General features: G+C 68.6%; 1 pseudogene. It reads right to left on the bottom strand.

The window, feature by feature from the left end:
- Nucleotides 1-387, bottom strand: a pseudogene (locus tag OO014_RS19275) (IS256 family transposase); the annotation flags it as partial.
- Nucleotides 388-538: the final 151 nt, after the last annotated feature.

The following is a 538-nucleotide window of genomic DNA, read 5'->3' on the forward strand; positions in this document are numbered from 1 at the left end:
GACCATGTCCTTGTGGGACTTGGGCACCAGCGCGAGCAGGTTGCGGGCGAAGTGCACCCGGCAGCGCTGATGGGAGGCGCCGGCGAAGCAGCGGGTGATGGCCTTGACCAGGCCGGCGTGCTGGTCGGAGATCACCAGCTGCACCCCCGCGAGGCCCCTGTCGCGCAGCGAGGTGAGGAACGCGCGCCAGAACGTCTCGTCCTCGCTGTCGCCGACGTCCAGCCCGAGGATCTCCCGGCCGCCGTCCTCGGTGACGCCGGTGGCGACCACGACCGCCTGGGAGACAACCTGCCCGCGGCTCGCCTCCCGCACGTGCAGGTAGGTCGCGTCGAGGAACACGTACGGGAACCGGGTGTGCCCCAGGGTGCGGGTCCGGAACGCGGTGACGGCGGGCCCTGACCCTGGTTCTTGGACACGCTGAATCCAGCATGTGCTGGGGAAGCGAGATGATCCTGAACCATGGCCCGCAAGAATTACTCCGAGGAGTTTCGTCGGCAGGCCGTCGACTTGTATGAGTCCACTGCGGGTGCGACGGTGC

It is taken from the genome of Intrasporangium calvum, assembly GCF_028446585.1.
Lineage (GTDB): Bacteria > Actinomycetota > Actinomycetes > Actinomycetales > Dermatophilaceae > Intrasporangium > Intrasporangium calvum_A.